The 23,729-nt window shown below is 33.1% G+C and carries 39 protein-coding genes; 4 read left to right on the forward strand and 35 right to left on the reverse strand.

The features are described 5' to 3' along the window. Positions 1-16 precede the first annotated feature (16 nt). The 14 genes from CVD28_RS03250 to CVD28_RS03315 form a co-directional block, all read right to left on the reverse strand. Positions 17-535, reverse strand: coding sequence for a hypothetical protein (locus tag CVD28_RS03250; RefSeq protein ID WP_101590924.1), 519 nt, complete (start codon positions 533-535; stop codon positions 17-19). Next, positions 532-1,050 (reverse strand): type I restriction endonuclease, encoded by a 519-nt coding sequence (locus tag CVD28_RS03255; RefSeq protein ID WP_101590925.1) that lies wholly within the window; start codon positions 1,048-1,050, stop codon positions 532-534. The genes CVD28_RS03250 and CVD28_RS03255 overlap by 4 nt, the downstream gene beginning before the upstream one ends. Before the next feature lie 58 nt (positions 1,051-1,108). Beyond that, positions 1,109-1,288, reverse strand: a complete 180-nt coding sequence (locus CVD28_RS03260) for a hypothetical protein (protein WP_101590926.1) — start codon at positions 1,286-1,288, stop codon at positions 1,109-1,111. A gap of 18 nt (positions 1,289-1,306) precedes the next feature. After that, complete coding sequence (locus tag CVD28_RS03265) at positions 1,307-1,747, reverse strand: hypothetical protein (protein ID WP_142384721.1); 441 nt, start codon at positions 1,745-1,747, stop codon at positions 1,307-1,309. Between the two features lie 42 nt (positions 1,748-1,789). Beyond that, complete coding sequence (locus CVD28_RS03270; RefSeq protein ID WP_101590928.1) at positions 1,790-2,218, reverse strand: hypothetical protein; 429 nt, start codon at positions 2,216-2,218, stop codon at positions 1,790-1,792. 4 nt (positions 2,219-2,222) lie between these two features. After that, entirely contained in the window at positions 2,223-2,465 is a 243-nt protein-coding gene (locus tag CVD28_RS03275; RefSeq protein WP_101590929.1) for a hypothetical protein, read from the reverse strand. Beyond that, positions 2,449-3,078: a hypothetical protein gene (locus tag CVD28_RS03280; RefSeq protein WP_101590930.1), complete on the reverse strand. Its 630-nt coding sequence runs from the start codon at positions 3,076-3,078 to the stop codon at positions 2,449-2,451. Before CVD28_RS03280 ends, CVD28_RS03275 begins: the two co-directional genes overlap by 17 nt. Positions 3,079-3,417: 339 nt before the next feature. Further along, positions 3,418-4,287, reverse strand: a complete 870-nt coding sequence (locus CVD28_RS03285; protein ID WP_101590931.1) for a hypothetical protein — start codon at positions 4,285-4,287, stop codon at positions 3,418-3,420. A gap of 168 nt (positions 4,288-4,455) precedes the next feature. After that, positions 4,456-5,613, reverse strand: coding sequence for a hypothetical protein (locus CVD28_RS03290; RefSeq protein ID WP_101590932.1), 1,158 nt, complete (start codon positions 5,611-5,613; stop codon positions 4,456-4,458). Further along, positions 5,610-5,861: a hypothetical protein gene (locus CVD28_RS03295; protein WP_101590933.1), complete on the reverse strand. Its 252-nt coding sequence runs from the start codon at positions 5,859-5,861 to the stop codon at positions 5,610-5,612. Before CVD28_RS03295 ends, CVD28_RS03290 begins: the two co-directional genes overlap by 4 nt. A gap of 148 nt (positions 5,862-6,009) precedes the next feature. Continuing rightward, on the reverse strand, positions 6,010-6,381 hold the full coding sequence (locus tag CVD28_RS03300) for a hypothetical protein (RefSeq protein WP_101590934.1): 372 nt from the start codon (positions 6,379-6,381) through the stop codon (positions 6,010-6,012). Between the two features lie 30 nt (positions 6,382-6,411). Further along, positions 6,412-8,088, reverse strand: a complete 1,677-nt coding sequence (locus tag CVD28_RS03305; RefSeq protein WP_142384722.1) for a hypothetical protein — start codon at positions 8,086-8,088, stop codon at positions 6,412-6,414. Positions 8,089-8,152: 64 nt separating this feature from the next. After that, entirely contained in the window at positions 8,153-8,422 is a 270-nt protein-coding gene (locus tag CVD28_RS03310) for a hypothetical protein (RefSeq protein ID WP_101590936.1), read from the reverse strand. Positions 8,423-8,446: 24 nt separating this feature from the next. Next, positions 8,447-8,836 carry a hypothetical protein gene (locus tag CVD28_RS03315; RefSeq protein WP_101590937.1) on the reverse strand — a complete coding sequence of 130 codons (390 nt, stop codon included), beginning with the start codon at positions 8,834-8,836 and terminating at the stop codon, positions 8,447-8,449. Positions 8,837-9,239: 403 nt separating this feature from the next. On the opposite strand from CVD28_RS03315, the gene CVD28_RS03320 reads away from it, so the two are divergent. Both CVD28_RS03320 and CVD28_RS03325 read left to right on the forward strand, forming a co-directional pair. Next, complete coding sequence (locus CVD28_RS03320) at positions 9,240-9,779, forward strand: hypothetical protein (protein ID WP_101590938.1); 540 nt, start codon at positions 9,240-9,242, stop codon at positions 9,777-9,779. A 77-nt stretch (positions 9,780-9,856) separates the two neighbouring features. Then, positions 9,857-10,174 carry a hypothetical protein gene (locus CVD28_RS03325; RefSeq protein ID WP_101590939.1) on the forward strand — a complete coding sequence of 106 codons (318 nt, stop codon included), beginning with the start codon at positions 9,857-9,859 and terminating at the stop codon, positions 10,172-10,174. A gap of 36 nt (positions 10,175-10,210) precedes the next feature. Here CVD28_RS03325 and CVD28_RS03330 read toward each other — a convergent pair whose 3' ends face one another. After that, complete coding sequence (locus CVD28_RS03330; RefSeq protein WP_101590940.1) at positions 10,211-10,510, reverse strand: hypothetical protein; 300 nt, start codon at positions 10,508-10,510, stop codon at positions 10,211-10,213. A 243-nt stretch (positions 10,511-10,753) separates the two neighbouring features. On the opposite strand from CVD28_RS03330, the gene CVD28_RS03335 reads away from it, so the two are divergent. Further along, on the forward strand, positions 10,754-11,224 hold the full coding sequence (locus tag CVD28_RS03335) for a flagellar basal body-associated FliL family protein (protein WP_180953886.1): 471 nt from the start codon (positions 10,754-10,756) through the stop codon (positions 11,222-11,224). Between the two features lie 365 nt (positions 11,225-11,589). Here the strand turns inward: CVD28_RS03335 and CVD28_RS27815 are convergent, their stop codons facing one another. The 9 genes from CVD28_RS27815 to CVD28_RS03375 form a co-directional block, all read right to left on the reverse strand. Beyond that, a complete protein-coding gene (locus tag CVD28_RS27815; protein WP_180953888.1) occupies positions 11,590-11,748 on the reverse strand; it encodes a hypothetical protein in 159 nt (52 codons plus the stop codon). A 183-nt stretch (positions 11,749-11,931) separates the two neighbouring features. Continuing rightward, a complete protein-coding gene (locus tag CVD28_RS03340) occupies positions 11,932-12,705 on the reverse strand; it encodes a TerC family protein (protein ID WP_101590942.1) in 774 nt (257 codons plus the stop codon). 83 nt (positions 12,706-12,788) lie between these two features. Then, positions 12,789-13,610 (reverse strand): hypothetical protein, encoded by an 822-nt coding sequence (locus CVD28_RS03345; RefSeq protein WP_101590943.1) that lies wholly within the window; start codon positions 13,608-13,610, stop codon positions 12,789-12,791. 81 nt (positions 13,611-13,691) lie between these two features. Next, on the reverse strand, positions 13,692-14,543 hold the full coding sequence (locus tag CVD28_RS03350) for an AIM24 family protein (protein WP_257985732.1): 852 nt from the start codon (positions 14,541-14,543) through the stop codon (positions 13,692-13,694). Positions 14,544-14,610: 67 nt separating this feature from the next. After that, positions 14,611-15,207 (reverse strand): TerD family protein, encoded by a 597-nt coding sequence (locus CVD28_RS03355; protein WP_101590944.1) that lies wholly within the window; start codon positions 15,205-15,207, stop codon positions 14,611-14,613. A gap of 104 nt (positions 15,208-15,311) precedes the next feature. Next, the gene (locus CVD28_RS03360; protein WP_101590945.1) at positions 15,312-16,004 is read right to left on the reverse strand and encodes a TerD family protein; all 693 of its coding nucleotides are present in this window, start codon (positions 16,002-16,004) and stop codon (positions 15,312-15,314) included. A 256-nt stretch (positions 16,005-16,260) separates the two neighbouring features. Then, positions 16,261-16,551, reverse strand: a complete 291-nt coding sequence (locus CVD28_RS03365; protein ID WP_101590946.1) for a hypothetical protein — start codon at positions 16,549-16,551, stop codon at positions 16,261-16,263. A 12-nt stretch (positions 16,552-16,563) separates the two neighbouring features. Next, on the reverse strand, positions 16,564-17,085 hold the full coding sequence (locus CVD28_RS03370; RefSeq protein ID WP_101590947.1) for a hypothetical protein: 522 nt from the start codon (positions 17,083-17,085) through the stop codon (positions 16,564-16,566). A gap of 54 nt (positions 17,086-17,139) precedes the next feature. Continuing rightward, positions 17,140-17,745, reverse strand: a complete 606-nt coding sequence (locus tag CVD28_RS03375) for a hypothetical protein (protein WP_101590948.1) — start codon at positions 17,743-17,745, stop codon at positions 17,140-17,142. A gap of 174 nt (positions 17,746-17,919) precedes the next feature. On the opposite strand from CVD28_RS03375, the gene CVD28_RS03380 reads away from it, so the two are divergent. Further along, positions 17,920-18,486 (forward strand): hypothetical protein, encoded by a 567-nt coding sequence (locus CVD28_RS03380; RefSeq protein WP_101590949.1) that lies wholly within the window; start codon positions 17,920-17,922, stop codon positions 18,484-18,486. A gap of 36 nt (positions 18,487-18,522) precedes the next feature. Here CVD28_RS03380 and CVD28_RS03385 read toward each other — a convergent pair whose 3' ends face one another. The 11 genes from CVD28_RS03385 to CVD28_RS03435 all read right to left on the reverse strand — a co-directional run bounded on the left by CVD28_RS03385 (position 18,523) and on the right by CVD28_RS03435 (position 23,712). Beyond that, the gene (locus CVD28_RS03385; RefSeq protein ID WP_101590950.1) at positions 18,523-18,819 is read right to left on the reverse strand and encodes a hypothetical protein; all 297 of its coding nucleotides are present in this window, start codon (positions 18,817-18,819) and stop codon (positions 18,523-18,525) included. Positions 18,820-18,843: 24 nt separating this feature from the next. Then, positions 18,844-19,350: a hypothetical protein gene (locus tag CVD28_RS03390; RefSeq protein WP_101590951.1), complete on the reverse strand. Its 507-nt coding sequence runs from the start codon at positions 19,348-19,350 to the stop codon at positions 18,844-18,846. 109 nt (positions 19,351-19,459) lie between these two features. Beyond that, on the reverse strand, positions 19,460-20,035 hold the full coding sequence (locus CVD28_RS03395; protein WP_101590952.1) for a hypothetical protein: 576 nt from the start codon (positions 20,033-20,035) through the stop codon (positions 19,460-19,462). Positions 20,036-20,142: 107 nt separating this feature from the next. After that, on the reverse strand, positions 20,143-20,541 hold the full coding sequence (locus CVD28_RS03400) for a nucleoside 2-deoxyribosyltransferase domain-containing protein (RefSeq protein WP_101590953.1): 399 nt from the start codon (positions 20,539-20,541) through the stop codon (positions 20,143-20,145). Positions 20,542-20,564: 23 nt separating this feature from the next. Beyond that, positions 20,565-20,882 carry a hypothetical protein gene (locus CVD28_RS03405; RefSeq protein WP_101590954.1) on the reverse strand — a complete coding sequence of 106 codons (318 nt, stop codon included), beginning with the start codon at positions 20,880-20,882 and terminating at the stop codon, positions 20,565-20,567. Positions 20,883-20,898: 16 nt separating this feature from the next. Further along, a complete protein-coding gene (locus tag CVD28_RS03410; protein ID WP_101590955.1) occupies positions 20,899-21,435 on the reverse strand; it encodes a hypothetical protein in 537 nt (178 codons plus the stop codon). After that, positions 21,432-21,917, reverse strand: coding sequence for a hypothetical protein (locus CVD28_RS03415; RefSeq protein WP_101590956.1), 486 nt, complete (start codon positions 21,915-21,917; stop codon positions 21,432-21,434). The genes CVD28_RS03410 and CVD28_RS03415 overlap by 4 nt, the downstream gene beginning before the upstream one ends. Positions 21,918-22,110: 193 nt before the next feature. Beyond that, positions 22,111-22,578: a hypothetical protein gene (locus tag CVD28_RS03420; RefSeq protein WP_101590957.1), complete on the reverse strand. Its 468-nt coding sequence runs from the start codon at positions 22,576-22,578 to the stop codon at positions 22,111-22,113. 21 nt (positions 22,579-22,599) lie between these two features. Continuing rightward, positions 22,600-22,863: a hypothetical protein gene (locus CVD28_RS03425; protein ID WP_101590958.1), complete on the reverse strand. Its 264-nt coding sequence runs from the start codon at positions 22,861-22,863 to the stop codon at positions 22,600-22,602. 137 nt (positions 22,864-23,000) lie between these two features. Next, positions 23,001-23,282, reverse strand: coding sequence for a hypothetical protein (locus CVD28_RS03430; RefSeq protein ID WP_101590959.1), 282 nt, complete (start codon positions 23,280-23,282; stop codon positions 23,001-23,003). A 49-nt stretch (positions 23,283-23,331) separates the two neighbouring features. Further along, positions 23,332-23,712 (reverse strand): peptidyl-tRNA hydrolase, encoded by a 381-nt coding sequence (locus CVD28_RS03435; protein WP_101590960.1) that lies wholly within the window; start codon positions 23,710-23,712, stop codon positions 23,332-23,334. Positions 23,713-23,729: the final 17 nt, after the last annotated feature.

Genomic DNA, 23,729 nt, shown 5'->3' on the forward strand with positions numbered 1-23,729 from the left:
CTGAGAGAATCTACTCTTATGGCTGTTTTATATTAATGACCCTTCTAATTTTTGCGTTAATCGCTTCTGCATCTCTTTCTGATAATGCTCCGCTTTGAATGACTTTGTAATAATGTCCGTTTTCCCCATATAAGGAGCAAAGAACTTCCTTCTCTTCCTCATTCAATTCTCTCCCTTTTAACGGATAGATTTCTTTTAGTATTTTGTCTCTTTTTCTATTTCTTATGTCTTCTCCAAAGACAATGAACATACAAATAAGAGATATAAGCACAAGAAGACCTACGACAATGGCATACGCAAACCAATGGTGAACGCCATAAATAGCGTACAAGAATACCATCATGGCTAACCCAACAGTCTGTTCCATTGAACCAATTTCATCATTGAAAATCATAAATAATGAAACTATCCATATCAATAAAAAGGAAACCAATGCAATTGGGAGATTACTATTACCAAAATAAAAGTGTTCTATTCCCCACACTGGCAAAGCTAATCCTAAAGAATAAATACTTCTCAACAGGAATATCTTCATTTTTGCCCCTCTCTATTTTGAGAAAATACAGTCCATACATTTTCTCTTGTTAATTGTTTTAAAAATTCAATATCATCTTTTTTTAGTTGCAAGATATTAAGCATATAATGAGGATGGTCATCCATGATGTTTTGATTAACCGTATCCGTAAAGAAATAATAATCTATTCCGTTCGTTAGAACACCATATCTCACACGAACGTCTGAATTAAAATATCTTTTTAACTGACCAATACTTTTCTTTAGAGCAGTTCCTTTTTTCTTTACCTCAATAATAATACGTGGTGTCATATCTACACAAATGGCGTAATCAACCTTCTCTGCTCCATTGTGCCTTGTATCAAGATTAAGCTCTGCCATAAATTCTAAGGGGTTAAATACGTCATATCCTAACGCTAAGAAAAATGGCATCACAAAGCAGTTTTTGGTGTTTTCTTCGTCAAAAACCGCTCCTAATTCATCAAAGTATTTTGCTTTTTGTGACAATTTTTCAAAGTCTGCTTTCTTAAATGCCAACCGCTATTCTCCTCTCTTTTTATATTTGTTTTCCCAACCAATGTTGTTCTTCTATTATCTACGCAAAATACCAAATCGCTTTTTTACATTGTTCACAGGTAATACCTGTTTCATCGTGTTCAGCCCAAAAGCCAAACTTATTTGTATCTTTTTTGACATATTGACCTCTCTCGTCTTCTGTCCTGTCTTTGTCTGGAATAAACTCCATTTCATTTCCACAATCACAAACTAATTTCACTAATACCCCTCCTACTCTCTATTTTTTTATCTTTTCTTCTTGATTGACTATTTCATTATCTTCAAATCGAATGGTATGGTCTTCGTCTGATTTGTTGCCGAAATAAAGATTATTGTCCTTCACAACTACTTCAATAAAATCACCTGATTGAACAGGGTCGTATATTTCTTTTTGAACTTTTACTTTATGTTCTTCATTTAAGCTCTTTACGTAAAGAGTAATCTCATGATAAGGGTTTTTGCCACCTACAAATTTTTTATCGATGACCAGGGCGAATGTTTCAATTCCTTCTTGTCGCTGTTCTAAATAGGCTTCATGTTCTGCTTTATCTTCTTTAATTCCAAAATAAAGTCCGAATGTCCAGAAATAAAAGAAATGAAGCACTAAAGCTCCAAAAAGAACTAAACATATCCAACCTGTAACACCTAATTTTTCAACTTGATTTTGTTCATTTTGCAACTTTGCTTTTCCCTCTTCCTCTAACAAATTGATTTGCCTATTTTATTTATTATATTTATCGAATTTCTTCATAATATAGTCAAACAAATCATTAATATCTTCATCGAAATAACACCAGTCACGTTGGTTGTCGGGGTCTTCTTTTTTCCAGTATTTATCCTGCCATTCTGCTTTGCGTTCTTTTTCAACGATACGATATTTACCTTCCGTTGTTGGAAGTAAAAGATAAACAAATTGGTGTCCACCAGAAACCAAGTAATTATCTACGAACATAATTAAATCGGAATACATATCTTCTTTTGCTATTTTAAAGCTGGTAGTCGTAATAAATTCATCATCCAAACCACAAGCCTGTGAAAAATCTTGTTTGGAAACAATATCCCCTATTTGAAACTTATCGTCTTGAGAAAAAGAAACGATAGGGCTTCTTTTTATGATTTTTTGTAAGTGTTTTTTCTGTCTGCTTTTCATATGCTCATTCCTTTACAATGTGTTTTTTTATAAAATCAATATGGTATTCTGCAAAATGTAATGCTTTTTCAATCGCAACAGGGTTATTGTTGGACTCTCCTTGTTTTTTAAAATTAAAAAAACCTACTTGTTCAGCCCATTCTTTAGGGTTTTTAGGAGAAATGACATTGTTCCAACCTTGTAGCATATAACAAATTTTCATATCTAATGAAAGAGCATTAATTTCTTCTTCATTCAGTCTCCTCATTCTCCTTATCCCCCCTTTGTTTCTCTTCTTCCGCTTCTTTTATCCATTCCTCTACTTGGATATTGTTTTGTTCTATACTGTATTGAACAAAGTCTTGTGCGATTTGAGCTAATTCCAGTAGCTTTTCTTCACTCAGGTCATTTATGAACCAAGCGACACAAGATTCTCCATTAGAGCGGTTTCCAATTTCACCAATGGTCATTTTATAAGTTGTAAATTCATTTGGTGTTTCTTCATCCCACTGTTTCACTTCATAGCAATACTTTTCCAAACGAACAAAATACTCTATCCAGAATGTATCTTCGAGTTCTAATTGGTGATAACGTATCTTTCGAGAAAAACCACCATCTTGAAAGTCTTCTAACAAATACCCTTCTTCTTTGGTTTTGTGATTTATCATTTCCTGAATGAACAAATGAAGATTTTGTACTTTAGGAAAATCATAAGTGGATAATTTTAATCTTCTTCTTCCAATCTTAATCAGAACATCATAGTAAAAATAAAGAACATCCTCTATATCTTTAGCTGGTTCTAACTCTTTAAAATACTGCATACTTCCATTACTAAACTCCATTGAAGCATCGCCAATTGACCAAATAAATTTCTTTTCCAAACCGCAACCTCCTTTATGTATTCTCTTACTCTATTTTACCACAAATATCATAGACTATAGTCAATTTTTTTGGGATTTATTTGTCTTATAAAAACAAAAAACAGAGGATTGCTCCTCTGATACTCCTTCCTCATAGACATTTTCACTGAATGAAATGTTAGGAGAGGTTCATTCACATGAATTCCAATGTCTACTTATAAGGCATATTTGTTCAATTTGAACACCTAATGTTTCGTTAGATATTGCATTATAGATGATTACGTTTTCATTTATTACCATAATTTTCTGCAAAAGAAAAAAATAAAGACACCCTTATGCAGAGTGCCTATGGTTGATGAATTAATCAATTATGATGTTAGAAAAAAGCTCAATCGTTTGTTGAAGGTCAGCAACCTCAATTGTAGGTTTTACTATTTTGGCTACCATTTCTTTTTGTTTTTCCAATTCTGCCTGTCCTTCTTCAGAACGAATCCATCTTTCTATTTTCATGATTAATCGAATCTGGTCTTTATTTTCCTCTTTGGTGTTCCATTCATCCCATTTTTCTTGTAATAAAAGGGCTTTCGCTTGTGCTTCAACTCTTTTATCAAAAGAAGGAAGGTACTTTAGAATTTCTTCTTTTCTTAATGCTTGAGCTGTTGGCATATGGATAACACAATTTACTTCCATTCCATTTAGGGCTGGTGAACCGAAACCTGGTAAAACTTGCTTCCAAATTTCTTTCCGTTTATCCCATTGTTTCTTTGAGAGCTTTTTGGGTCTATCTGTATGGTTGTAATACTCATATTTACAAACAGATTCAATAGATTCCCATTCCTTTTCATATTCTTCATGATAGCAAAAAAACATCGCCAACAATTTGTATTTGGCAGGAAAGAAAACCACTTTACAATCAAAGTTTGCATCAGGGTCGCTACAGATTTCTCCCTTTTTAAACTTCTGATGTTCTTTCCACAAATCCCAATAGGCTTCCGAAAACAAAGAGGAAGTAAGGTCTATTCTTTTTTCCCCATACTTATTCTTGATTTCTGATTCGCCTCTTACCATAAACGTATCCAGAATATCTGCTATTCTCTCCGCTACTAATCTTTCACAAATACGGATAGAGGTTTCATCCATTTTGTTTCGCAACTCCATTGAGAAGTTTTGTAATTCATCTAAGGACAATTTTCTCTTTAATTTGTATCCATTCGTAATGACTGTACTCATGTGTATCCACCTTTCTATACAATAGCTCTGCTTCCTGTTTTGTTTACTTTTTATATTATAGTGGTTAAAAAATACTCTTATAAAAACAAAAAAGAGTGCAAATCATTTGCAACCCTTTTCCGTTATCCGAACCAATTATTTTTCTTTTTATCAATTCGCTCTCTCTTTTCAAAACTTAATATCTGATAAGTTGAATGGTTTTTGTGGAGCTTTGATTATCGGTTCAGGAGCTTTATATTCATGTCCCATTCCTTCATACATACGCTTTTTCATATCTTCTCTCATATGACCTCTGATATGATTCATTATGAATCCATCTACGGACATTTCTATCACTTTGACAAACTGTTTCTGCAGACTTTCATCATTTAAATAATTTTCTAAAATGGAACGGTCAAACTTTTTACGTTCTGTTAGACCTTTGTTAAATTCCATTCTTCTAACTTCACCAAGAAGAGATACAAATACTTCGAGAATCCGATTCAATCCACTATTATTGTATTTATATTGTTTCATGTCGTGTTCTACAATTTGTCCCTTTTTCTTGACTTTGAAAATCGGTTTAGACGTGAGAATGTCATAGATTGCTTGAATATCATCGTAGAAAACAATGTTATTCCAGAAGGTCTTATATACTCCTGCAGTGCTTGAACCTTCTCTCCAATAGCTTTCTAAATCTCTTCCTGTTGTATAGATGTTTATCGCTCTAAACATATCCCAATGTGGAAGAATCATATTTACAAACATGAGACGGTAACGATAATAAAGACCTAATTGAAATCCTCTGTCCATGTACTTATCTGCACCTTCAGAATCAGCATATTTCCAACTATTATAAAGTAACATAGCGTTAATCCATTCTCTATCATCTAAAGAATCGTAGACTTTCACCATAATATCTATATCAGGAATATCACTTGTATCCATAACCAAGAGGCGTTTAAATCCATCCATTAGTTCTATCGGTGTCTCTGAATTCTCCACGTCTCCTTTTACTGAAAGAGCGACTGGCATCACTTCATAGCCAAAATGGATTCCTTGCTTTGTCATCGGTTGAACGTGTTCATTGTTTTTGATTTTGCCTACCATTTTTCTTACATCTTGAACACGCATATCGTCTTTTCGTAGGATGTGTCCATGAGCTTTTAATTCTTTAATATCCTTTACATTTCTTGCTAACTTCGATTCTGAATTGAAGAGTTGAAGCATCATAGGTGGCAAGTTATAATGCTTTTTTAATCGTTCACTTAGCTCTTTGGCATTCATTTGATATAATTTATAATTTCTTTCAAGGGAATGGTCATATAGTGTGTGTAAATATTTCATTGGACACTCTCTCCTTTTTCTGTGTCTTCTTCTATTGTGAGATAAGCCATCTGATAGGTTTTAGAACCTTTCAAATATCCTTCAAATCGCTTTTTTGTTTTATATTGGAAATCTTCTTTTTCCCAACCATTAATAAATTCAAATCGTCTTGGAGTTTTTCGTTTGAGCATAAGGTCTCCTGCAAACCATTTATCTATTTCTACAAGTTCATTGATTCCAAAGCCTTCACTAACTAAACGTATTTTCATAACATATTAACTCCTTCATGATTCCGCTCTATATTTATACCTATATTATACCACATTTTGTTATATATCTCAATAATTATTTTGTCATTTATTTTTTACAAAATTAAAAGAGAAAAGAAAAAAACACCATTGAAATTATCCAGTGGCGTTAGTTTTGTATTGCTTGATAAAAATTTTCCCGATAAAGAATAAAATATGTTCCGTCACAAGCATCTTCGTCTACTTCATCATCAAAGGTTGCTCCAATTCTCTTCCAGAAGAAATGTGGTTCATAAATGGAAGTACCCTCTACATACTCAAAAGGAAAGTGGTCAAATACATACTGAATGATTTTATCTCCATATCGCTTACTTCTTTCCTTTGCTAAAATAAATTCTATCCATGCTCCCTTTCCTTCTTCCCTTTCATGAAAACGGATATATCCAATGGTATGCTCATTCTCTTTTAATTCATGGGATTCATCTAATGCTTCATCAAAGCAGGAATGGACTCCCTTTTTAATAGCTGTCATTGTTATCATTTTTATCCCTCGTTTTGTATTTTTCATGATTTAAGTTAGTGATTTCCATTCGCCTTCTGACCATTCTAAAATATTCCGAGATAGTCTTGCAGAATGGGACTGATAAAAGTGTTCTGTGATTTGTTTTAAGAAGGAAAGTTCCTCTTTTTTTGTTACAAGCAAACAGTCTCGGACTGGTACGGAAAAAATCAACTCTTCTGTATTCAATGATTCCTTTAATTTATCTATGGCTATTTTGTTTAATAAATTGGAAGAGTCAATCGAACTTTTTCCTGCATACATATAAAGATTCTTATATGCACTTGGCAATTTATTTAACTCTTCTTTTGTTAATTGTTTTTGAATAACCTCTTGATAACTTACAAATGTTGGTCTTTTTTTCTGTAAATTACTTAATGCAGTTTGATTTAAAACTTCAACAGTGATTCCCCACTTGTCTAAAGTTTTTCTCATAATAATGGCGTATTGAACCTTTCCCTTTATTTCTAATCGGATTCCATAGTAAATACCCATATCTTTTGTCAAAGGAGAATAAATAGCCTTTTCAGGAGTTGACTCTATTAATCGTATCATTGGATAAATGTCCTTTTTTACTTCATCAAAACCTTTATCTATCCAAGTTTCTGCTCCTTGATTTGATATAGGTGCAACCTTCTGGATAAACTCCTTCATACTTTTTACTTGTTCTTTTCCCAGGCTTTTTATTTCTTCTCTATATACTTGATAATGCTTCAACGTATTGCAGACGATTTTGCGATTGTCTTTTAATATAAAGACCACGTTATAAGGAATTTCTTTATCTTCTTCTATTCTTTCTATATCTTGAAAACACTTAGATAATTCCTGAATATAAATATTCCGAAATTCTATCATATCTTTCTCTTTACGTGCTTGTATTTGCTCCTTTATTTGAACACTCTTTTCCTTCTGTTTTTCTGCTATCTTTATAAAAAATGGTTTGAACCAATCAAATAACATATCACTATCTTCTGCTTCATAAACGATTCCGTCATTCACTCCCTTTAAAAACATATCAAAGTAAAGAAGGTATATCCATGTCCATGATTCTTTACCTTCTGAAAACAGATTAAGACCAGCCAATTGATTCTGGAACAAAGGAAATGGGTAGATTAAATGGGTTTCAATTAGCAATGATTGATAAACAGAGAAGAAATGGTCGTACATTCTCTCCAACATGTCTATCCGAATATCTTCTGGTTTTATGGAAGGAAAGGAATCTAAGAACTTCTGAATAATCATCGATTGAAGTTCATCTTCAGTTAGTTCAAAGGACTGAATAAATGCTGTCATTTTCTTAATGTTCTCTAATCCTAAAATATCTTGATAATCCTTGATTAAACTATCTTTCAATGAGTGGCTTTCTGTTTGTTCGTCTTGTTGAAGCACCATATATTGTTTATGTAAATCAGATATAAAAGTATCTAATTCTTTTTTGGTTTTCGGTAATAGTTTCACCACCTGAAATAACCAGTCTAATGAAGACCTTGAAGTTAATAAAGAAAGACTTTCATGATTGTCTTTAGTTGATAATCGCAATAGAGATTGGTAAAAATCTATAATAGAAGGTTCTTTCAATATAGTAGGCAATGAAGACTGTTGACGCATTATAGAATAACCTAATAGTTTGAAGTCTTTTCCACTTCCTTCTAACATAAATTGATTTTCATTTTTTATAAATAACTTCATGATTTCTACCTCTCTTTTGTTAATTGCTCTTTTAATAAAAAGACACAAGGAAACTCCTTGTGCCTCACTTTTCATTATATGAAATATTTACATTTAATTGATGATGTTCCAGGATGAATCGCTCCACCATAATTCGTTGAACGCTATCCATTTCCTGAAGAACACCCATTACATATTCTTGTCCTCTTCGGGTTAATTTTAAATCGTCAGTTAAAAAATCTTTTTTCTTTAATTCCTCTACGATTTTGTTATCTGAATAGGCTTCGGTCATCCATTTCCCTAATGGATTTTTCTTTTCCAGTTTTGTTAAATATCCTTCAGTGGTTCTCCCCATGATATATCTCCCCTACTATACAAATTAACGCTCTACTGGTTGAAAGGCTTCTCCTGTTTCTGGATGGTAAAAATCATCATGAAGAATATAGATGTTACCATATTTATGATACAATGTCTTAAAATCTCTTGGAGAAAGATTGCGGTCAATCAAATCCCCTAAATGTTTAGCACATAAATACATAGTAGCATCATGGTCTTTATATTCAATGCTGTCTTGTTCATTACAACATTCACATGGATTTTTGTCATGTCTTTCACTTGGTTCAGTATAAACCCTCTCGATATTAAACAGGTTATTTTTAAGCATTAGAATATGGTTTGGACATAAAGTAACTTTACTTTGTCCATTATCTATTTTAACCAATATTTCTTCTACTCCAAAACCACAACCTAAAGCATTACATGTACCCATTAATATTCCACCCTTTCTAATTAAACGCCTCACTATGTATTAGTTAAGGCTATCATACCATTTCCCTTTTACAGAGTAAATGTTCCATTTTTAATTTTGTCACTTTATTTTTACAAAATAACAAAAAAAGTCATAAGACTCTTCTGTTTATACTTACTTACTTTACCTCTACACAAAATTCATAAATAAATCTCTCCCCTATTTAAAGTCAAAACCTGTTTTCACGAATAAAGATATTCTTTATCCTTTTTTAATGAAATCTCTCTATTATAGATAGTTCTTCTTTCTTTTATAAAATATAATGAATTTGTATTTTTGTAAAAAATAATTGACAATAAAAGAATGTTTTGATATGATAATAATAGATAACAGGTTATTTTTACTTATAAAAGGAGAGGTTATAATGGAAAAAGCAGTTACATTAATTTTAGACCCTGTAACAATTATCGTTGAGGGAAAAACAGATAAAGAACTACTTGAAAATGCGAAAAAAGCATATATTGAACAACTGGAAAAACAGTTCCCACACTTTTCGTATTCTGTTAATGAAGCAGATGTATTGACTTTTGATACTGTAAAGGTCGGAATGGTTGTTGAGAATAAATCAGGTGAAAAGGGAATCGTCACTTCCCTTAACAAGAAAACGATTAATGTCACACTGACTGGTCATAGAGCAGTTCAAGGAGCACCACAAGCGTTTAAAAAGTCTTCTGCTACCTTTGATGAATCACGTAGCAAACGACACGAATTTATGAAGCCCGACTGGACAGAAGGCGATACAGGATACCTTGAAACCAAAGAGAGAATCGTGGAAGTCGTTGTTGGAAAGAAAGCAGGAGCAAAGTTTAAAGTGTATGAAGTAAATGGAAGTGGCGGTCATTATACACTTGATTCTAAACAAATCCAAGCGTTTTTAAAAGACGACAAAACAGAAACTAAATAATTTTCTTTATAAAGCAATCCTCTTACCAATACAATTAGGTAAGGGGATTTTTTAAACTATAAGAAAGGAGGAATTAGATGTTTGGAAGTATCTTGCTTTTGATTTTTTTTATCTTGATTATTTTACACGTTTTTAAGCGAAATGGTGGGATTATCCTTGCGACATTTCCCTTGTTTGTGGTCTTATGTCTGTTCTTTGCTGACAAAATGGAAATTACCTTTATTATCTTAAATCTATTCTTATTTCTAAAATTGTTTTCAAAGAAACGCAATCGAAAACGCCAACATTCTTCCGATGATAGTGGTGGCTTTTGGGATTGGGATTTTGGTGGTGATAGTAGCGGTGACAGTGGCGGTGATAGTGGAGGAGGAGACGGAGGTGGTGGAGGCGATTAATTCGTCTCTTTTTTATGTATAAAAAAACGCTATTCTTTAGTAAGAATAACGTCTTTTCTTCTTTTTCAATTCCTTTAATTTACTACCAACGGAAGCCCCATATATTCCTCCCATGATGGGTGTAATAAACGATTCACCTAAAAGTGAAATGGTTAAATGATGAACGAATAAGAAATAGATACATACATATAACGCATAGATTGAAATTATCCAACCTTTACGAAAATCGTATTTATCCATTACGACTATCTCTACTGGTATCCAAATGATTAACATTCCTGCAAATCCACCTACTAAAAATAAAAAAATCCCAACCAAATATATAACCTGTTCCATATATAAAAACTCCTTCTTTATTCAAATTCTTTATCATTATAGATAATGAAAGAATGACCTATTCTTTTAAAAAAAGACTATGAAAAAAGAACGAAAAATCAAATCTCCCTCCCTTTCCAACCCTTATTCGTTAAATTTAAATACATGGTTTTTAGCACTAAATGTTTACATTTTATAGTCAACGAGTTATAATATATTGTATATAGTAAACGAAATAATACATAAAGAAAAGGAGTAATGATTTTGGCATCAAAAGAATCAAAAGAATCAAAACCAGCATCGAGTGGATTAGTGAAATTCATGTTCTTTTTACTAACCTTACTTATTATTGTTGTGGGGTATTTGTTTTATCAAATCTTCACATCGGAAGCAATGGGAAAAAACGCAGACAATGCGATTAGTTCCATTTTTCACAAAGAAGAGAAAGAAATACTTTTCCCCTTAGATGAATTTACGGTAAAACTATCTGATGGGAGCTTTGCAAAATTATCAGTCAATCTTGGATTTGTAGGAAAAGAAGAAAAAGTGAAAGAATTAAAGCCCATTCTTCGTGATAAAATCATTTTTGAAATGATGAAATTAAAACCTGACCAAATGAATGTTAAACACATTGAAGGAACAAAAGGAATTTTAATCGAGAATTTAAATCCGATTATGGAAAAAGAAAATGCAGAGGTAAAGAGCATATACATCGATAACCTAATCGTTCAATAAGTGAATCCTGTCGTAATGGCAGGGTTCTTTTTTTGTATGAAAAAAGAGACTGGAATTGTCCAATCTCTGATTTCGGTATGTCAACTGCTTTTTCAAGCATGGAAAGAGGGGTAAATCCACTACCAATATATAAAATGCTGTATAAAGTAACAGCATAGGAGAGGGTTGTGTCCTAAGACACCTAAAACTTAAACAAAATAGTGTATTAAGCAATACTACTTTTTAAATTTACCTTCTTATATTATATACACTGTTATACAAAATATTAATCATAAGTATCTTATATATCCCTTATATAATCACTATTTCTCCCCCTGTACCATATGAAAAACCCTGTTCATTAGAACAGAGTTTGGTTTGAAACTTTATGAAGGGAAATCCCCTCTTTTTTTCCTTATTTCCTTTAATACTTCGCTAAAACTCTTTGTTTCCTCTGTATTCAATTCCTTTTTCTTTTGCACATTAGGTTGAATAGGTTTTGGAAAGTGCATCATGCTTTGAACTGGATGTACTTTAGGTATCATATGGTTCTTTCTCCTTTTTATATAAAAGTAATTTTTTCCTGTTTTTTATTATTTCTTTATCTTATGTAGAATCTGTAACATTGATAAATATGGTCATTAAGAAAGCCCCTACCAAGTAGGAGCTTTTTTTAGTCAATAAATTAACCATTATTGTTTATAGTCAATATATTGTGATAAGTTTGATTAAGCGTGTTTCTTTTGTTTCATTTTGTTAAGTACGAATGTACCAACGATACAACCGATAACGAAAACAAAGAATACAGGGTGACTAATGTGAATGTGTACAAGTGTTAGAAGCATTTTAACACCAATAAATCCGATTAGGATATAAGCTGTCGCTTCTAATTCTGGAACTTTTTCCATTAGCTTTGTAAATAGTTGTGCTACACCACGCATCATAAGGATACCAAGCATACCACCAAGTAACAGGATACCAACATGGTCAGAAATACCGAAGGCCGCTAATACTGAGTCAACAGAGAACGCAATGTCCATCATTTCAACCGATACTACTGTTGCCCAGAAGATACCGATATAACGTGCTAAACCGCTAATCTTAGGCTTGTCTGATTCTTCACCGTCTTCTTCTTCATTATCTGCTTGACGCTTCTTCGCAAAGTGTTCTTTGAAGAATTTGAATGCCATCCAAAGAAGATATAGACCACCAACAAGTTTTACCCACCATAGTTTTACAAGGGCTGTACCAATACCAATTGCAAGGAAACGGAAGAAGTATGCTCCCCATAGTCCGTACATTAGAGCCTTTTTACGTTGTTTTTCTGGTAAGTGTTTTACTTGAACTGCTAACGCAATCGCATTATCAGCAGATAATAGTCCTTCCATAACAACCAGTGTTCCGATTAGACCCCAAGCAACAGGGTTTGTAAAGAGGTCAACCCACATATGCCAATCAAAGAATTGTGCATAAGTATCTACTATAAGTTTTAAAATTTCCAATGAATTTCTCTCCCTTTAATTGAGTATATAGTCATTATATACTTACATAAGACTATAGTCAATGCTTTTCATATAGTTTTTTTTTAAATTAAAGAATCATTTTCTTCATCTTGTGCGTCAATATCTATTTCAAGGTCTTCGTCTCTTTCATCTATGTGAGCTTCTGCTATTTTTAACGATTGGAACAACCCTGCTAAATACCAGAAGATAAATAATGAAATAACTGTATGGTAGTTCACATAATGGAATCCACCAAAAGCATTCTGTACAGTCATTAGTAATAAGAAAATGGAGTATAGGAATAACCCTTTATAAAGAAGTGTCGTCTTCTTTTTAGCAAGGTTCAAAACAATTCCTAACAACATTCCATAATAACCGATTGAATACAAGACAGAGGTGATAGAGAACCATGATAGTAAGAAATGCTGAATTGCCATTAGAGCAATACTATAAATGAATATTTTCTCTGATTGTTCAAACAAAATAGCAGTTGCTCGATAGTGGTTCAAAACACCTTTTAAGGTGACACTTAAATTATAAAAGTAAAAATTACTTTCTTTTGTATATCTATATTTAACTTTCCATGCAAATAGGAATGATAATACTGCCATAATTGCTCCACCTATGAAGCTCATGAACTCATATAATCCTGCAAGGAAAATAGATTCAATGATTAAGATAATACCAAAAATAATATAACCTTTTTTAATCATTCCTTCTTTGACTGGAATGGGAATGTCCTCTACGTTTCTATCTTTCTTCTTTTTTGGCTGTTGGAGTATAAACTTCTGATTATCAGGCGAATCTCCAAACATTTGTCTCATAGACTCCTCGCCTGAATCCGTTCCTTCTGACCTGTTACCCATTTGTTGACGTTGCATAAATTCACGATATTTACTATTCATCCGTTCCCTCCTCTCTCTTATTTATGTAATCTACAAGGGAGATTCCTCTCCCCTATAGACTATAAAACTATAATAGATAGATTAACGAAGAATATTTCCAAGAATACCGCCAAGTCCACCTTGTTGTTGACCGCCATGTGATGGTTGTCCAAATTGTCCTTGACCACCATGTTGACCTTGATTTCCTCGGTCTCCAAACAGACCTTGTTGTGGAGCTTGTCCGTAAGAATCTTGGCTGTAGTTTTTGCTTTCATCATTGTCAATACCGATTTGAATACCGCCTTCACGCTCGTATGGTTGAATGATTACGATTTGACCTGGTTCAGTGAATTCAAACATATAAGATTCACCAGAAGTTTGACCAATGAATGTTTTCCAGTTCACATCTAATACAGGTTTTGGAGCTTTGCCTGTCCAAGCAACAATAGCATCAGGGTCAACACGACATGGAGCTTGTAGCACCAATGGATTCCCTTTTGTTTTAATCGCAACTTGAGCACCTTGTCCGTTGTAAGATAGTTTAGAAGTAAATAGACCTTTTTGGCTAAGTACCCCTACTCCAACTGGTGTTACACCGTATTTACACGTTTCAGTGAAAGCAAGTAAGTCTTCTGCTTCTACGCTAATGTTTTCCCATACGCCACCATGCTCTAAATTGATAATGGTTACGTGTGCTTCTTGTTCAGCAAGGTACACAACACCAGAACCCTTTACTTCCATGATTTCCATGTTTTCGCCAGTTAGTTTACGTGACATTTGATTCATTACTTGACCAACGATATTTCCACCGTTTGTTCCAAGTAGTCGTTTGGAGTATTTAAACTTCCCTTGATAGGCTTGGTCTGCAACCATTGAGCCTTTCTTTGCGAAGAAAATTCCGTTTCCTTCTGCTTTTAAAAATAGTTCTCTTTCTACACTTAGTTGAAATGGCACTAATATTTTCCTCCTCTTAATGTGGTTTTGTTTTTGTTTTTATTGAAAGGAATGTTTACGGTACTAATTAAACAGCACCGTACATTCTGCAAAGACCTTCAAGCTCTTCTTTGTATCCTTGTCCGATTGTTTGGAAGTCCCAACCGTCTTGTGTACGGATGAATTTTGCACATACAATGGCTGTATCAGTGAAATATTCATCTTGCAAGTTATAACGAACAAGTTCTTTTCCGTTTCGTTCGTCTTCAATACGAATAAAGGAATTGTTTACAAGACCAAAGTTTTGACGTTTCGCATAACCGTCATAGATATAAACTGCAATCGCTACTTCTTCAACTTCTTGTGGAATTTGAGAGAGTTTGATTTTTAGATATTCGTCATCCCCTTCACCTTCACCATCTAAGTTGTCAGGAGAAATGCTGACTGCTCCCTCTGGACTTTGTGGATTACCCCAATAAACAGTATGTTTTGGGCGTGATACTTTACCGTTGCCTTGCAACATAAAAGCAATTACATCCAAATCGAAAGTTTGTCTACCGCTTGTATTTACATCCCAACCTAAACCGACATGAATATCGTCAAGGTTTTTAAATTTCTTTGTAAGCTGTAATCTTTCGTCTTTTTTCATCAACAATGTTTCTTGTGGTCTTTCAAATCCAAGCATGTATGAGTTCCTCCTTGTTTATAAGCTACCAAGAGGGTTTTTTTACCCTCTTGATAATTATAGTCAATTTATTTTATTTTTTGTTTATAGTCAATATTGGAATATTAAAGATTGATTCCAAATTTTCCGCATAGACCAGCAAGGTCACTTGTAGAACCGTTACCAGTTGCTCCAAATTTAAATTCGCCACTGTGACGATATACTTCCCCTGCTTCTACGGAAATAGAAGTAGAATAATCTTCTGTTAGGTCATAACGGTAAAGTTCTTGACCAGTTGCTTCGTTCACAATACGGATATAAGCATTGTTTACTTGACCGAAGTTTTGTTGTCTTGCGAACGCTTGGTCAATCGAAACTGCAAACACAAGTTTTTGAACTTCTGGTGATAGTTGAGACAATTTAATAGAAATAGTTTCATCGTCACCTTCGCCTTGACCAGTTCGGTTATCTCCATTGTGCTTAATAGCCCCATCTTTAGAAATTGGGTTATTGTAGAAAATTACATTTTCAAGCGTTTTATTGATAACCTGTCCGTCTGCTCCAAGCTGGAATACTTCAACGTCAAGGTCAAATTGTTGACCACCAGAAGCATTTACATCCCAACCAAGTGCGACAAGAATATTATCAAGACCAGGATTTCCTTTCGTTAAATCCATTTTAGCTCCTTTTTGTAGAGAAAGACCTCCCCCTACTGCTGGTGCTGGTGTTGGTGCAGGAGCTTGTGGTTGTCTACCAAGTTGAATACCTCCACCCAATTGTGTTGCTGGTTGCTGTGTACCGCCTAATTCAATTCCCATAAATGTAAAACCTCCTAATTAAGTAATGTATGCTAAGACCAATTTTGTCTTGCAATTTATATTGTATGTTATTACATAGTCAATTATATCGAGTGTATAGACTAAAGTCAATGAGTTTTTCTAAGGTTTTTTCATAAAAATTTCTCTTTTTTTCTTCCTATATCAAATGCTGTTTTGAATCAAACAAAAAAGAGAAGGAGTAAACTCCAACTCTTCACCTAATTCATTCCTTTTTTCTATTTTTGTTTCTTTATCCTTATTCTTTGTGTTCAGGCAATGTCTTTTTTAAGGTTTCGATAATATAAGGCAGTGGGTCTTTAGTTGACCGTATATGTGTGTCAATTTCTCTTAATGCTTGAAGGTAAGGATTCTCCTGTTCATCCTGGTCTAAATGAATGACCACATCTCCATTTCCGTATGTTCCCATAGAAAGGAAATGAACTTCTTTCTTATCTAAAAGCATTGTGACGGTTGAATCTTCCGTAACATTTGATTCTTTTAAACGATTTAGCGATTCTTGAATATTTTTTACTTTACTCCAATCCATTCTAATTCCTCCTTATTGCTTTTCCGTAATGCTCATATAAACTTCATGTTCTTTATCTATCCAATTGATAGTGATTTTTTCTAACTCTTCTGAAGTTGTAATCGTCTTTTCATAATAAATCCGCTCTTCGTCTTCTTTTACCTTTTCTAAGCCATATTCTTTTTCGATTGTTTGAATGATATAGTCTCTTTTTAGGTCTTTCTTTCTCGAAGCAGTAACCTGAATATCAAAACGATTAAAAATGGTTTCAGCAGGAATAGCTTTATTCAATGTTTCCCGACATGATTTCACATATTCCTCAATTGTCACCTTTTTCGCTTCTCCATTCTCATGTAAGAAAAGCTCTTCGGCTTCTGCTAATCCACCACGTTCTCCAATGTGATACCACAATTGATAATCCCAACCTTTTGTAAGTGGAATCCAACAAACTTTCCCTTCTTTTTTTTCTTGTACTAAAAACAACTTGTTTTCGTCTCTGTCTTCTTTATTCTTAAAGAAATAAACCAACCGTTCTAATTCTATTACTGGATTCATACTTATCTCTCCCTTTAGTGAATTGTGTGGTGGAGAAGGCGTACCCTTCCCCTTTTACCACCATCTTCTGCTTCTTCGTGTAGTATGTTTTTCAATCTTAAATCCTGATTGATAATCTTCTTGCCATCCTTTTGGCATATTCATTAGGAAGTCTTTCAGTGTCTCTGTATCTTTAATAGATACACTATATCCAATCTTTGTTTTATCGTAATAATACGTTCCGTAAGAACTCATTTCATAAGCCTGAATGAATTTACGTAAAGTGGCTTCTACTTTCTTATCTTTGTCGTTTGTAAATTCATCTCGAAGATAAATGTATGCTTCCATTGTAAAACTATCAAGCATTGTATCCAGTGGCTTTGCATTTTTGATTTTGCTACGGTATTGCTTAATATAATCTTCAGGTGTAAAGTATTCCGTTTCTTCCCAACCCTTTGATTTTTGGATACCTCCACCTACAACTGACCCCATTCTTTTTCCGATATATTTCCAAAGGTCTTTTTCTGTTCCTTTTTCAACTAAATACCAATCTTTTGAACGAAGGTTTGTATCCGCTTCTCTTACATTGTTATCTCCCTGACGAATAAATAAGAAATAGAGCTTTTCATTTCCTTCTTCTATGTAAAAAACTTGCTTGTTATATTCAATCGTATAGCTCATACAAAAACCCTTCTTTCCTTTATTTTCTCTCCCTGTTTATATAATAATTATAGCATTTATTTACGTTTTTGTAAATTATTTTTTACAATTTTAAAAGTTAATTATGCAGGAATGAATGCTGGTTTTTTGAATTACTATATAAAGAAATCCATTATGAAAGGAGATTATCTATATTTGATGAAAACAAAAGTAATTGCCTGTTCCACACTCTTATTGTTACTTTCTGCTTGTTCTGCAGAGACGGTAAGTATAGAAAGTAAAACACCAACTGAAAAACCAGTTCAATTATCAATTGAAAATCCTAAAACAAAAGAAACTCATCAAAAAGAAGAAAAACTTCCATTAATAAAAGCACTAAAAAAGATAGAAATTGGAATGAAAAAAGAAGAAGTTATTCGATTAATGGGTGAAAGTTATAAAGAAACATCTTTTATGTTTACTGGTGAAGGTGGATATTCTCTTAGAACACCTGTTCCGCGTATAAATCTTGATTATTCAACAGGTGCATTGGTAAAAGGATATGTATTTGAAACTGCATTTGAAGATGAAGTAGATATTGAGGGGATATATAAACAACAAAGAGGCGATATGATAGTGATTCGTTTAACCGATAAAGAAGTAGTTGAACAGGTTTTTGCTATTTATTTAAATAAAGAAGAAGGAAAACTCTATGAGTATTATAAATTCCCTACAAAACAAGTAAAAGACCACGTTATTTATCCTTATCCTACTAACGAATAAAAGAAGCAGAGGATTTCCCCTGCTTCTTGTTTTGGCTTATATTAGTTCTTCTACCTGAATTTTTACGATTCTCCCTTTTCCTTCTGCAATATCTCTTTTGAAAAAGTCTGGTGAACACATTTGAACTGCTGTCTTCGTTTTAAAAATAAAATGATAGACCTTATCCTCTATATCGAAATATCCCCAATGAGTAGGATTTTCTGTTTCAATTTCCTGAATCTTTACTTTTACAATATCTTCACGTTCTGCTCCACACATAGAAACAGCCACTTTATTTTTGTAGAAGTTTCGATATTCTCCTGATTTCCTGTTTTTTTCGCAATATAACTCCATAAATGTCCCTCCGTTAATATAGATTTACCCTACAGAAAGTTTGTAAATATATCCTGAATCAAAACAAATAGTCTGTTCTGTTAATCTATTAAACTCTTCCATTTTTTCTTTATCTAATAAAATTGGGTAGTCATCAGACTGAACAAATTCATCCTTGAACACATCTTTCAATTGTTTCGCAAGGTCATAACATCTTTTCCAGAAGAATAATTCTTCATATTGTTGATAGTCCTCCAGATATTCTTGCTCTTTCGTTGAAATATTTAAAATATCACAATAACGTGAATACATTTCTTTCAACTTAGGCAATTCTTGAATGGCTCTATCATAATACTCTTCTTTACTTTCGTTTTCCTTACGTTCAATGTATCTTCGCACTTCTGACATGGAAGGATAATCGGATAACTCGTCAATTCCTTTGTATTCAAAGATGAAATTCTCTTTAATTTCATGATAATTCGCAACATGAAAGTCCGAAATTGTTAAAAATGGTTCTCGTTTAATACGTTGAACAGATACCCAAAGTGCCATTATCTTTCCTCATTTCGATTTTTATTAATTCCTATATGGTTCATTATCTGTAATAGAGTTTTGAATGAAACTCCACTTTCCAATTAAAGATAGAAAAAGACAGTCTGTATTAGACCGCCTCTGCCTTTTCTTGATGTGGAAGAATAAATGTATATCTGGCACGTAAACCAGCATATTTGACTAATACAAAGCCTTCTAAATCAGGATTAGCCTCTTCCCCTTTAAACTCATGAAAACCAGCTTCTAAGAGCTTTTCGTCAGTTTCAATCATATCTACTAACGAAGGGAATTCTACCTTAGCTTTTTCTTGTTCCTCTTTTGTTTTCAATCTAAGTACACCATTATCACGTTTGGTACTAAACATTGGTGGGAATGGAATAGTGTAATTAAAGTCAAATGGCTTTTCGGGTTTATAGATTGCTGAAAACTGTTCTTTCATGAGAGACACAATCCGTTGCTCTTGTTCTTTCATGTGTGAAAGCACTTCTTGTTGTCGAATATCTATATCCATGCCTTCCTTTACTACGTCTAATCCAACAGGAATATCAAAATCTACTGACATCCAAACTTCCCAGGATTGACTTTCAGATTTAAAAACAGCACTACCACATACATCTTGACCAATTAAACGATTAATTTCCTTTTTCAATGCTCTTTTCGCTTTATTACGTTGTTTTTTATCCATCCTTATTCTCTCCTTTAATAAGTAATAATCTATTTCCTTTTTTGTGCATTTCTTTATCATATGCAAGTAGAAAAGAAACAAAAAACACAGGAAACTCCTGCGTTTTATTAAGCTGATTGGTTTAAGTGATTTGCTACATCCTCTATGGATGTGAAATATTTCCCACCATTACTTTTTACAATATTGCCAACTGCTTCTAAGCGATTGAGATTTGATTTTGTGAAAGCCATTTTTCCATTTGATAATTGTTCATTTATCACACATAAAATCGCCTTTTCTGGAAATTTATTGCTGTCATCAACGACTTCCGCTATGCTGTACATACTATAAGTTCTTGTTATGACATATAGGCGATAATCGGATATTTCTTTTTGTTTTTCTTCTTCTATCTTAGCTTCTTTAGTCCATTTTTTTACAACTGGATTAAAATGGTCTATTTTCAGCAAAGGAATCAATTTCTCTCTCCATTTACTATCTGATGTTGTACCGCCTAAAAAAACTTTCAATTTTTTCTCCCCTTTCTCCACATTTAAAGATTAGGTGTAAAATCCTTTCTACCTAATGGAATAACCTCTAATAGTTCTTTTGTTCCGTCTTCATTCCACTTATATAGATACACACCATGATTTAATCCATTTTTAAAATACTTTTTACTTGCATATTCCTTTAGTTTCTTACGTGCTTGTTGTTCTGTTTTAAACTGCGAAGAGTAATGACCACTATAAGCAGATACATTCGCAACAAAAGGCTTTTCTAAATTGTTTAAAAGCCATAGATTATGTTCTACTTCTTGCAATTCCTTTTCCAATTCTGCTTTTCGTAGCAATAATGTCTTTTTATCCAACATACGTTTCTACTTCCTCCTATTTATTGATTCCTGTATAAGTCTCTTTAATATAATCTGCTTCAATTTCTTCTTCTCCACAGAAAGAACACTCATATTCATTCTTGAATTCACTTTTATCGGATTTTGTGTCTAATACACGAAGACAGTTGTCATTCGAGCATAGTAATTCAAACTTCTTTTGAATTATCCCTTCTTGAACCATTATGTTTAATTCTTTTTCTACTTCAGCTAAAGGCACATTTAATCGCTTTGCCACGCCAGTAGAATAGAAACTTTTTATGACAGAGCTATTGGCTAATTTTAATACATGTTCACGAAGACTTTCTTTTTGCTCTTTTGCTTCCTTTTCCACTTTGTAAATCTTCCATGTTGCATTAATTGTTCCAAATTCAAATTCATTGGTTTCTGACCAGTTTTTCAAGTCTTGGCTTTCTACCAACTTTCCTGTATCCAAGCGATAATAATATCCACCAGTGTCTTGTGCAATCATTCCTCTTGCAATACTTTTAAAGAAGTCTTCTGCATTTCCATCTTTTACAAAAGTAATATTCATCGTTCTTGCCTCCGTTCTTGCATTTTTTTATAAAAATCAGGATGTTTGTTTTCAAACGTCAAAATCTCATTTGGCATCTTTTCATACCAAGCTGGTAAAGAAAATTTAAACAAATAGTGACGACACGCTTTGTATTGTTTTTGTATCAATTTAGCATGAGCATATGATAATTTATTTACGTTATACGCATGGCATTTATGGATTTTTTCTAAGAAATGTAGTTGGCGTTCAAAGCAACGCTTTACGACATCAAGAGATGGCTTCTTAGCGTTAGTATCACGAACAATGCTTAATTGGCAACCAATTAAATATCGTAATACTTCTTTTTCCTCTGTTAGTAGTTCTTTATCTTTTGGGTCAATATCCCAAGTTTCTAAAAGTAAATGTCCAGAAATGGGACTTGGGTTATCAATGTTGTAAAGAATATCTTCATAATGACGTTCAATATCGGCTATTGCTTGAAAATACTTCATATGTGGCATAAATCCCATCTCCTCTCCATGAAATAAAGGGGATTTCTCCCCCTTATCTTTTTATTTCTTCTTTTGGTTGTTCGTTTTTTCTTGCTTTTCTTTATAGTCCAGCATATCTTTTGCTGATAAATTCATTCCATTCTTTGCAATATCTGATAACATGACAATTCCTGTTCTCATGCTGTTTTCACTCCTATTTCTATCATTTTGGTATTTCTAAAGGTTCTTCATTTTCAATGTCAATGGGTGTCCAATCACGTAACTCTTTATCTTTAAAATAATCTTCATTTATTAATTGACGATAATACGCTACACAATCTAATTCCCTTCGTGCTTTTTTTCTTAGGGAATTACGCATTTCTTTGTCTACATATTGTTTAGCATAAGCCAATAAACCAGTTGCATCTTCTTCTATATGATTCATTACTTCTAAAATATCTTCATTTGTTGGTTTTTCTAAATTTATATCAAAACTAAAACGAGTTGTGTAGCTTTGAAATTTTTGAATCCAACAAAGAGTATTTAACATTCGATAAAATTTATCGTCAGGCATATCGTAAAAGGCAAGTACGTTATCTCTACCCTTTTGCTTTTTATATTCCACTACACGTTTTTCATCAACAAAACGAATAAAGTAACCCCATACTTCTTTTTGAAATCGCATACGCATTGCCTTTCCTCCTTTTTTCGATTATGCCCAAACAAATCCGAACACAATTACCAAGTTTCCTTCTTCTGCTTTCAAGCTGTAATTATCACATTTTAAGATAGCTCCATGAAAATACTTTGCTTCCTTATGTGTTTCCAATAGCATGTCTTTTGTGGTAATCGTCACCAATGCTTTTTTTGTTTCCTGTATTTCCGTTACTTCTACACTGCCTCTATTTTGATGACTTGAAAACATAAGTCGAAGCTCTTTTACGCAATCTTGAAATTGTTTGTATGTAATTTTCATGATAGACCCCTCTTTTTATGTACTTGATTAACCGCTTTTCATATATCCATTATATCATTTATATAGTAATTTGTAAATTATTTTTTACACAAAAAACACACCTTTAAAATAAAAAAAGGTGCATTTTGTATCATTTATTAAATGACATCTCCTAATTCAAAGTCTGGTTTATATTGATATTTCTTCAATTCATAAAACATGACTTCGCTTCGTTCATGTCGTGGATTTGGAGAGTCGTATATATGACTAATGATATAAAGTTCTCCATTAATAACAACCGTATTTCCTACATTGCATTTAGAAGGAACATCTTTTAGTTCTCCTAATTTCTTACCGTTATTGTTATATAGTTTGAATTTATATCCTTCTTTGCCACCAGTACCATGATAGGATTGTCTGATTTTTAAATCATATTCCACAATCGTTCACCCTTCTTTTTTCGTAAATAGAGATTGGTTAGCAACATAATTAAGTGTGAGATAGATTCTCTATTCCTGTATAGACTTGCAACCTCTTAATTAACTTTGGTGCTTCTTCTCGAAGCATAGGAGGAAAAACAACTTCTGTCATTGAACCTGGTGGAACGTAATTATGTCCATTGTCTATGACAGGGAAAGCTCCTAATTCGATTAACTTTTTCAATTCTTTTTCTTTCCCACGAAGAACAATCTTTTTTTGTTTATTTCCCTTTTCTCCATACCACTCTATAAAAACAGGTGTATGCCCGAACTCTACCGCTATAATGGTTGCTCCATGAGCGATTTGAACCCCTATTTTACTGGCTGGAACTTGGTGTTCTTTGATTAAATCCATGTTTACAATATGATACTGAATAAGTTCCCTCTCCACTTGCAACACCTTTCTTT

It is taken from the genome of Bacillus sp. M6-12, assembly GCF_002860285.1.
Lineage (GTDB): Bacteria > Bacillota > Bacilli > Bacillales > DSM-1321 > Peribacillus.